Source organism: Nostoc sp., from assembly GCF_036917155.1.
In the GTDB taxonomy this organism is placed as follows: Bacteria; Cyanobacteriota; Cyanobacteriia; order Cyanobacteriales; family Nostocaceae; genus Nostoc.
The window spans coordinates 1-7,404 of record NZ_JBALDZ010000142.1 but is presented as its reverse complement, the minus strand read 5'-3'; the positions used below and the strand labels follow the sequence as shown (position 1 = coordinate 7,404).

Sequence of the window (7,404 nt, the reverse complement as noted above, 5' to 3'; positions counted from 1 at the left end):
AATTACCGCAATACAAGGTTTAGTCAATCAACATACCGAACTTCTCTCTGTGCTTGAGTCTCAAGCCCTGAAATACCAATTAGATAGCTAGGGTTCTTAGTAGACTTGAAACCTACTGACCAGTGGCGTTTACAGTTTCACGGTAATAAAGAAGATCTAGTCAGTGCTATGAACAAGGATCTCTCAGTGATTCCCAACGTAGATTACAACTTCTCACAGTACATCCAGGACAATGTAGATGAAGCTATTTCTGGTGCGAAGGGAAATCTGGGAATCAAAATATTTGGAGCAGATCTAAATATTTTGCAAAAATTAGGAGACCAAATAACTAGTATTGTTAGTCAAATTCCTGGCATGGTAGATGTTGCTGACGATCATCTCCTTGGTCAGCCCCAGTATCAGATAGTTGTAGATCGGGATGCTGCTAGCCGCTACGGTCTTAATGTTTCCGATATTCAAAATCTAGTTGCCACATCTGTGGGAGGGAAGACAGTTACGCAGCTTGTGGAAGGAGAGCGGCGATTCGACGTGTTGGTGCGTTTAGCCAAACCGTATCGCAACACTAAAGAGGCAATAGACAACCTACTAATTAATCCACCTGGACCAATCGGCCCAATTCCCCTTTCCCAGGTAGTTCATACTCAAGCTGTATCGGGAGCCTTAGTCATTAACCGTGAAGAGAACAAACGCCATATCATTGTCAAGGCAAACGTCCGGGGGCGCGATCTTGGGTCAGCCGTGGCGGAAGCACAGCAGAAAGTACAAGCGCAAGTGCATTTACCTGAAGGATATGAACTTGAGTGGGGTGGACAATTCCAGTACCAGCAAGAGTCCAACCAGCGATTGATGATCGTTGTACCAATGACTCTGAGTCTGATTTTCGTGATTTTATTTTTGGCATTTGGTTCAGCCCGCTATGCCCTGCTAATTTTAGTAGCAGTACCATTAGCAGCTATTGGTGGCGTAGTGGGTTTATTTATCACCCACACTTATTTCAGTATTTCAGCAGGGGTAGGATTTATTGCCCTCACAGGGGTAGCGGTGCAGAATGGTGTGATCATGGTCAGCTTTATTAACCAATTGTCCCAAAGCTATATTGAAAAGCTTTCTCAAGAATCAGGCTTTTCTGATCTCGTCACATCTCCCCCCAGTATAAAAGCTCAAGCTGTCTACATCGCCCTGATTCAATTAGCAGTACAGAATAATAGCCTCAAGATGATTAACCATACTAAACTGTCACACGAAAAGGAGAAATTAATACCCTCCTTCATTACCAAGGCAGTCTATGAGGGGGCGCTGGCACGGATGCGTCCAGTACTAATGACAGCAACTGTGGCTATCTTAGGCTTACTGCCTGTAGCATCGTCAAATGGTATCGGTTCCCAAAGCCAGAAACCTTTTGCCATAGTTATCATTGGCGGATTGATCTCAGCAACTTTCCTCACCCTGTTAGTGCTGCCAACCTTGTACAACTTAGTGGAAAAAAACACAAATAAATATTTCAAAAACAGACAAGAAGAAACAGACTCTCCTTCTGTTGAACCGACTTTGGAGAAAGTAATACACGTTTGAACATCATATTGCGGGGATTTATTTTTTTGTGATGATCTTGATTATGAGGATGCAGCCCTACTATTTTTGGATATTCAATTTGCTGGTTCTGAGTCTTTTGTCTAGCTGTAGTCAGCAACAGAAAACTTCTTCTGGTGTTCCTTCAGATGCACCAAAGGACACGGGGAGTCAACCTCAACAAAATACACTCAGTTTGCCAACTCTGGCGCTAACTCCATCTTTTCAACAGAATACGGGTAGCCAATCTCAACAAAATACACTCAGTTTGCCAACTTTTGGGGTAACTCCATCTCCCCAGCAGCTTATGGGTAGCCAACCTCAACAAATTGCACAGGGTTTTCCAAATGCTGTGGTTGCTTCATCTCCTCAGCAGCTTATGGAGATTCAACCCCCAAAAAATGTACCGAGTTTCGCAATTTTTCAACCTCCTGTAGAAAAATCTCAGTCTCTTGCGTCTCTGAGGGATTTTTCACCTGACTCCAACAGCGATACTCAGACTGGGCAACAAAAGTCTGAACAATCCACCGTTGCAACCACAAAACAACTTCAATCATCTCAGCCAAATCCAGTTCAACAGCAGTATCAGGCAAAGAATCTGCTCAATGAAAGTAGCTCATTAGTCCAGACAGATAAAGAACAAACAAACCCCAATGCCATCCTGCGTCTAAGTCTCAAGGAAGCCTTTGAGAGAGCAGACGCTAGAAACCCTCAACTGCTAGCAGATCAGTACAATATCAAAATTAGTGCGGCGGGCATTAAGATCGCCGGAGCGATTCCCAATCCTCAGATAGGATTTGAATACGGTTTTGGGCCTCTCTACTCCCAAGCTGCTAACCCCCAACAGGTGAGCATTAACCAAACTGTGGAATTAGGGGGTAAGCGGTCTAAACGTTTGTCTGTCGCCAAATCTCAGTATGACTTAGCAATTTTACAGTATAATTCTAATCGTTTTGACATTCGTGGGCAAGTACGTCGAGCTTACGCTGAATTGGCTGCGGCCCAAGCAAGCGAACGCTCGCAGCAAGAACAGGTTGAACTACTCCAAAGATTGGTATACATATCCCGCAAGCGCTTTGAGGCGGGAGCTGCTCCTGAGGCAGAGTTACTACAAGCTCAACTAGTACTGAATCAAACAGAACCCCAACTCGGACAATCCAGAGGACGTATTCAACAAGCACGCATCCAGTTAAATGCACTCATGGGAGATAGTCCGACCCAGAATATCGAGATCACAGACCCCGGAATATTTAATGTAGCAGTCAAAAAGACAGAAATAGTACCCATAGCCAATGCGCCACTTCCAACCATCGATAATTTGCTTGTACAGGCTTACGAACAACGTCTAGACTTCAAGAGTGCCCAACAGCAGACCAAAGTTGCAAAAGAGCAACTACGTCTTGCTAAAGCTATGCGTATCCCTGACCTACAATTGAGTGGTGGCTATCAGTTCACTACTGCCAATACTCCTAATAGCAACACGAATGGTATATTTTTGGGTGTAGGAGCTAACTTGCCCATATTTTATAACCAGCAAGGGGAAGTGGCACAAGCCCAAGTAACAGTTGACCAGTCTATACAGCAGGAAAGCGTTGTGCGATCGCAAATTGCCGTTGATGTACATACTGCTTATGAGGCTTTGATCATTGCTCGTGAAAAAATCCGCAAGTACCAGTCAAAACTGCTGCCCGATTCTAGAGAAGTATTGGCTTTAGCTCAGGAAAGCTACCAAGTTGGCAAGACTAATCTAGCTAGTGCCCTCGCGGTTGAACAAGGAGACCAACAAAATCGCTCGGCTTATGTGGATGCAGTGACGGCTTACCAAAGTGCCTACGCGGATCTAGAAAAGGCGGTTGGCACTCCCCTATCATTCTGACCAAATAATTTTTTAAGTGTAATGAGTGGCGAATCCTATAGATCAATTTAATTATTATGACACAGTTCTGTCGCCTTTATTTTTTTTATCTGTGTGTTCTGAGTCTGCTCACTGGTTGCGGTCAGAATTTGCAAACGCCTAAGTTTTTTTTATTAGCTTCAAAGGATACACAGACCAAACCTCAACCAGTTTCGGAACAGGATGTCAACATTCCTGAGGTTCCAGCAGAAGCTGCTCAACTTACTCAAGGACCGACCTATATTTCACTGACTCCCAAACAAGAGCAGCAAATAGGACTGAAGGTAAAGGTGGTGGAGTTCAAGCCTTTTCCAATTACTATCCAATTGACAGGGCGAGTTCAGGCTGCTGATGATTTACTCACCCACATTTCCCCCCCAGTTCCCGGACGGGTGACTACTGTATTTGTGAAATTAGGTCAACGTGTTAAGCGTGGTCAAACACTGGCTTTGATTAAGTCTGATACAGTCGGTCAACTTCAGTCGGATTTGTTGCAAGCGACTCTACAAAATAACGCGGATATCAAGCAAGCTCAGGTACAATTAAATTTTTCTGAAGCTGCTTACAAACGCGAGCAAAAGCTTTTTAATGACCGAATTGATGCTAAAACTGATTTAGAAACTGCTCGAACCCAATATGAGAAGGATAAAGCTAACCTACAAGCCTTGTATTCCAAGCTAAAGTCAACAATTATAGTTGCGGAAGAACGTTCATCTTTATCTGGAGTGTCTGTAGGATTAGCCGCCCAAGTTGTACGTACAGGGCAAATCTACCCCTATGTTATAGTTAGCGCTCCCCGTGACGGTATTGTGATCAGCCGCACCATTAATAATGGCGATTTGGCCGACCCCAGCAAGGAACTTTTTACCCTAGCGGATCTGAGTCGAGTCTGGTTAGTCGGGGATACCTATGAGCAAGACGTTAATAAAGTACATGTTGGTCAGTCTGTGAAATTGACTTTTGACAGCTTACCTAACCAGGGTTTTTCTGGACGGATTAATTATGTTGCTAATTTACTCGACCCTCAAACTCGTACACTGTCAATTCGCGCAGATGTCCCCAATCCTGACTTGACTCTCAAACCAGATATGTTTGCACGCCTGAAAATGTTGGTACAGAATAGGAATCTACTCTCAGTACCTAAGAGCGCCATACAGCGTAAAGGCGATTACAATTTCGCCTATGTCAAGGTAGAAGAACATCGATATGAAGAACGTCGGGTAGAAGTAGGAGTCGAGAACGGAGATTCTACCCAGATTATCAAGGGTCTCAAGCCAGGTGAAATTGTAGTCTCCCAAGGAACCTTGGCTTTGCAGGGAGTGGCTTTGAAGCTTAGTAATGGCGGTTGAAGTGAGAGTGCGATCGCCTTACCACCATTGCAGACTGAGGTACGCAATTATGCTTTAGTCGTATTTTTGCTAACGCTATTCTTACTGTAGTCATATTTGCTTGCTATTACTTAAATATTAACTTCAGTTAGTACTTAATCCTAGCCTGATTAATGAATACAACACTTAATAGTATTGATTTGAACAGGTGTATATAGCGGTTCCTACTCAAATGCGGTACAAAATTATATCGCAAGGTGTAGGGGCAATTCATGTAAACGCGAACGCGAGTGCGTCTGTCTGCGACACGCTGCGCGAACGTAGAGAAGCGGCTTCCCGCAGGGTATTGCCCCTACGGGTGTACCTCACGTGAACGAGAACCGCTAGATTTCCAACCCGAAAAAAGTATTAATTATGCACATAATTTCTAGAGAAATAAATAACCTATGTTACTTAAAAATTACCTCCCTCTAATATCTTCAACGACACTGATTTTAGTAGCAGCGACTTTTGTCCCTGCTGTATATGCAAATTCCGTTGCATATTCTATTAGCTTCCCACACATCATTAAGACAACACAATTTGCTCAAGGTAAATGGGGAAATATTCGGCAGAGTTTTCAGTTAGAAATCCCTCAAAATAGCAGCATACTTTCCCAAATAAATATTGATATTCCCGAAGGACTAAGTGTAAAAAATGATATTAATATATTTGAGAAATCTGGTAGAGAAGTTCCAGCAGCTACCTCTGTTAAAGGCAACAAGCTTACTATTATTTTTCCCCAGGCAATTTCTCCGGGAAATATAATCAGTATTGACTTAAATAAAGTGAGCAGAATAGGAATTTCTAATGCTTGGTTATACCGAGTATCCGCTAAATTTGTTGGGATTGATGCAGAAATACCCATCGGTATAGCTCAGTTTCGTCTTTCCTATTAATTCATAGGTAGTGGTAAGCTGCTCAAAAATCTGTATAGCAAACAGCACACTGACAATAAACAGGTGGCAAACAATTCCATAATCCTTTACAAGCGATCGCAAAAAATCAAACACAAAAACCCCGTTCCCAAGTGTATTACAATACTACAAAAAATATATGATTCTGTTTTTGAATTTTGAACGAACTTATTTTTGGAATGTCTAAAGCTTACGATTCTTGTACTATATAAACCGTATTGCTTTATACCCAGATAAAAATTGTCTTCTCAAAACAGCCGCACCCAAATAATATATATTTACCACTACTATTTCTGGCATAGATGTATCATTGGACACTGACCATCAAGCTAAGATTACTTTTGTCGCACCTGAGTGTGATGCTACTAGGAATTAGCATCGTCAGTCTGGTGAGTCGCTTATCTGGGCAAAATTTTCAGGACGGAGTAGTAGCAGCCCTCGTTAGTTTCTTCAGTGTTAGTGCTGTTAGCATACTGACTTCACGCATTATTTTGCGTCCACTACTAACGGTGGAAAAGGCGATGCAGGCATTTGCCACTGGAGATTTAACAGCACGGGCACCTCACATTTCGATCCCTGAAATTAATAGCCTTGCCAATAGTTTTAACCATCTTGCCATTAGCTTACAAGGAGTCGAAGAGCGGCGACAAGAACTGACTAGCAATCTGGCTCACGAGTTGCGATCGCCCATTACCGTAATTCACGGCTATCTAGAAATGATAAATGTTGGGATGACGCAGATAACCTCCAATATACTTGGACAAATGACCCAAGAAATTGAGCGGTTAATTCGTTTAGTGGATGATTTACTCGAGCTCTCCAAAGTCGAGACGGGTTATTTGCCCTTAGAACTTCAGCCATTACCCCTCGAACCGCTCCTCAAGGAGATAGTGACAAACTTTGCTCTTGCGAAGTTACAGTCAAAGTGTCAACTTCAATTGCGGTTGTCAAATAATTTACCCCCTGCCTATGCCGATAGCGATCGCGTCAAGCAAATTCTGATTAACCTGCTTGCAAACGCAATTACTTATACCCCTAACGGAACAGTAACCATTAGTGCTTGGTTGCAGGGCTATAACCTGTGGATTGCAGTGAAAGATACAGGTATTGGAATTGCTCAAGAAGATTTGCCTAAAGTCTTTGATCGCTTTTGGCGGGCAGATCAGTCAAGAGATGCCAGAACGGGAGGATCTGGCATCGGATTGGCGATTACAAAACGATTGGTGGAACTACATAACGGAAAAATTGAAGTAGAAAGCGAACTAGGTAAAGGATCGACGTTTAGATTTTCACTACCAAGTACTGAATAGTCATATTTTTATTGGAGCTAGTCTTACTCTAGTCATATTTTCTTGTTATTAATCAATAATTAACGAACTTTGGGGGTTTAAGTCCCCTACCTCTACAGGCAGCCCGTTTTGGGTCGGGGTCTAAATCCCCGTCCTAAAACGTAATTGCGAATTGCGAATTGTTTTAACGCCCCTACTGAAGAGTGAGAAATGCGGGTTTCGTGCTTGGTTGTCTAGAGTCAAGATTAATTCTAGATTCTTGAGTTTCTTAATTGTGGGTTTGCACATAAGATGAAATTTGGACAACGGAGTTACAAGGGTTTGGGGCGACTAGATTCGCGCATAAAGTGAAAACCCTTACCCCACAA

5 protein-coding genes are annotated in these 7,404 nt (G+C 42.8%); all 5 read left to right on the top strand.

The annotated features are described in order from the left end of the window. Nucleotides 1–105: 105 nt before the first annotated feature. The 5 genes from V7K67_RS19405 to V7K67_RS19385 all read left to right on the top strand — a co-directional run bounded on the left by V7K67_RS19405 (nt 106) and on the right by V7K67_RS19385 (nt 7,057). On the top strand, nt 106–1,572 hold the full coding sequence (locus V7K67_RS19405; protein ID WP_335167965.1) for an efflux RND transporter permease subunit: 1,467 nt from the start codon (nt 106–108) through the stop codon (nt 1,570–1,572). 31 nt (nt 1,573–1,603) lie between these two features. Continuing rightward, a complete protein-coding gene (locus V7K67_RS19400) occupies nt 1,604–3,445 on the top strand; it encodes a TolC family protein (protein ID WP_335167967.1) in 1,842 nt (613 codons plus the stop codon). A 56-nt stretch (nt 3,446–3,501) separates the two neighbouring features. Further along, nucleotides 3,502–4,812 carry an efflux RND transporter periplasmic adaptor subunit gene (locus V7K67_RS19395; protein WP_334729620.1) on the top strand — a complete coding sequence of 437 codons (1,311 nt, stop codon included), beginning with the start codon at nt 3,502–3,504 and terminating at the stop codon, nt 4,810–4,812. Between the two features lie 425 nt (nt 4,813–5,237). Continuing rightward, a complete protein-coding gene (locus V7K67_RS19390) occupies nt 5,238–5,729 on the top strand; it encodes a DUF2808 domain-containing protein (protein ID WP_335167963.1) in 492 nt (163 codons plus the stop codon). Between the two features lie 320 nt (nt 5,730–6,049). Continuing rightward, complete coding sequence (locus V7K67_RS19385; protein ID WP_334729618.1) at nt 6,050–7,057, top strand: sensor histidine kinase; 1,008 nt, start codon at nt 6,050–6,052, stop codon at nt 7,055–7,057. Nucleotides 7,058–7,404: the final 347 nt, after the last annotated feature.

Coding starts and splice junctions, on each gene's coding strand:
- V7K67_RS19400 (WP_335167967.1), top strand. CDS start 1,604: ATGATCTTGATTATGAGGATGCAGCCCTACTATTTTTGGATATTCAAT.
- V7K67_RS19395 (WP_334729620.1), top strand. CDS start 3,502: ATGACACAGTTCTGTCGCCTTTATTTTTTTTATCTGTGTGTTCTGAGT.
- V7K67_RS19390 (WP_335167963.1), top strand. CDS start 5,238: ATGTTACTTAAAAATTACCTCCCTCTAATATCTTCAACGACACTGATT.
- V7K67_RS19385 (WP_334729618.1), top strand. CDS start 6,050: ATGTATCATTGGACACTGACCATCAAGCTAAGATTACTTTTGTCGCAC.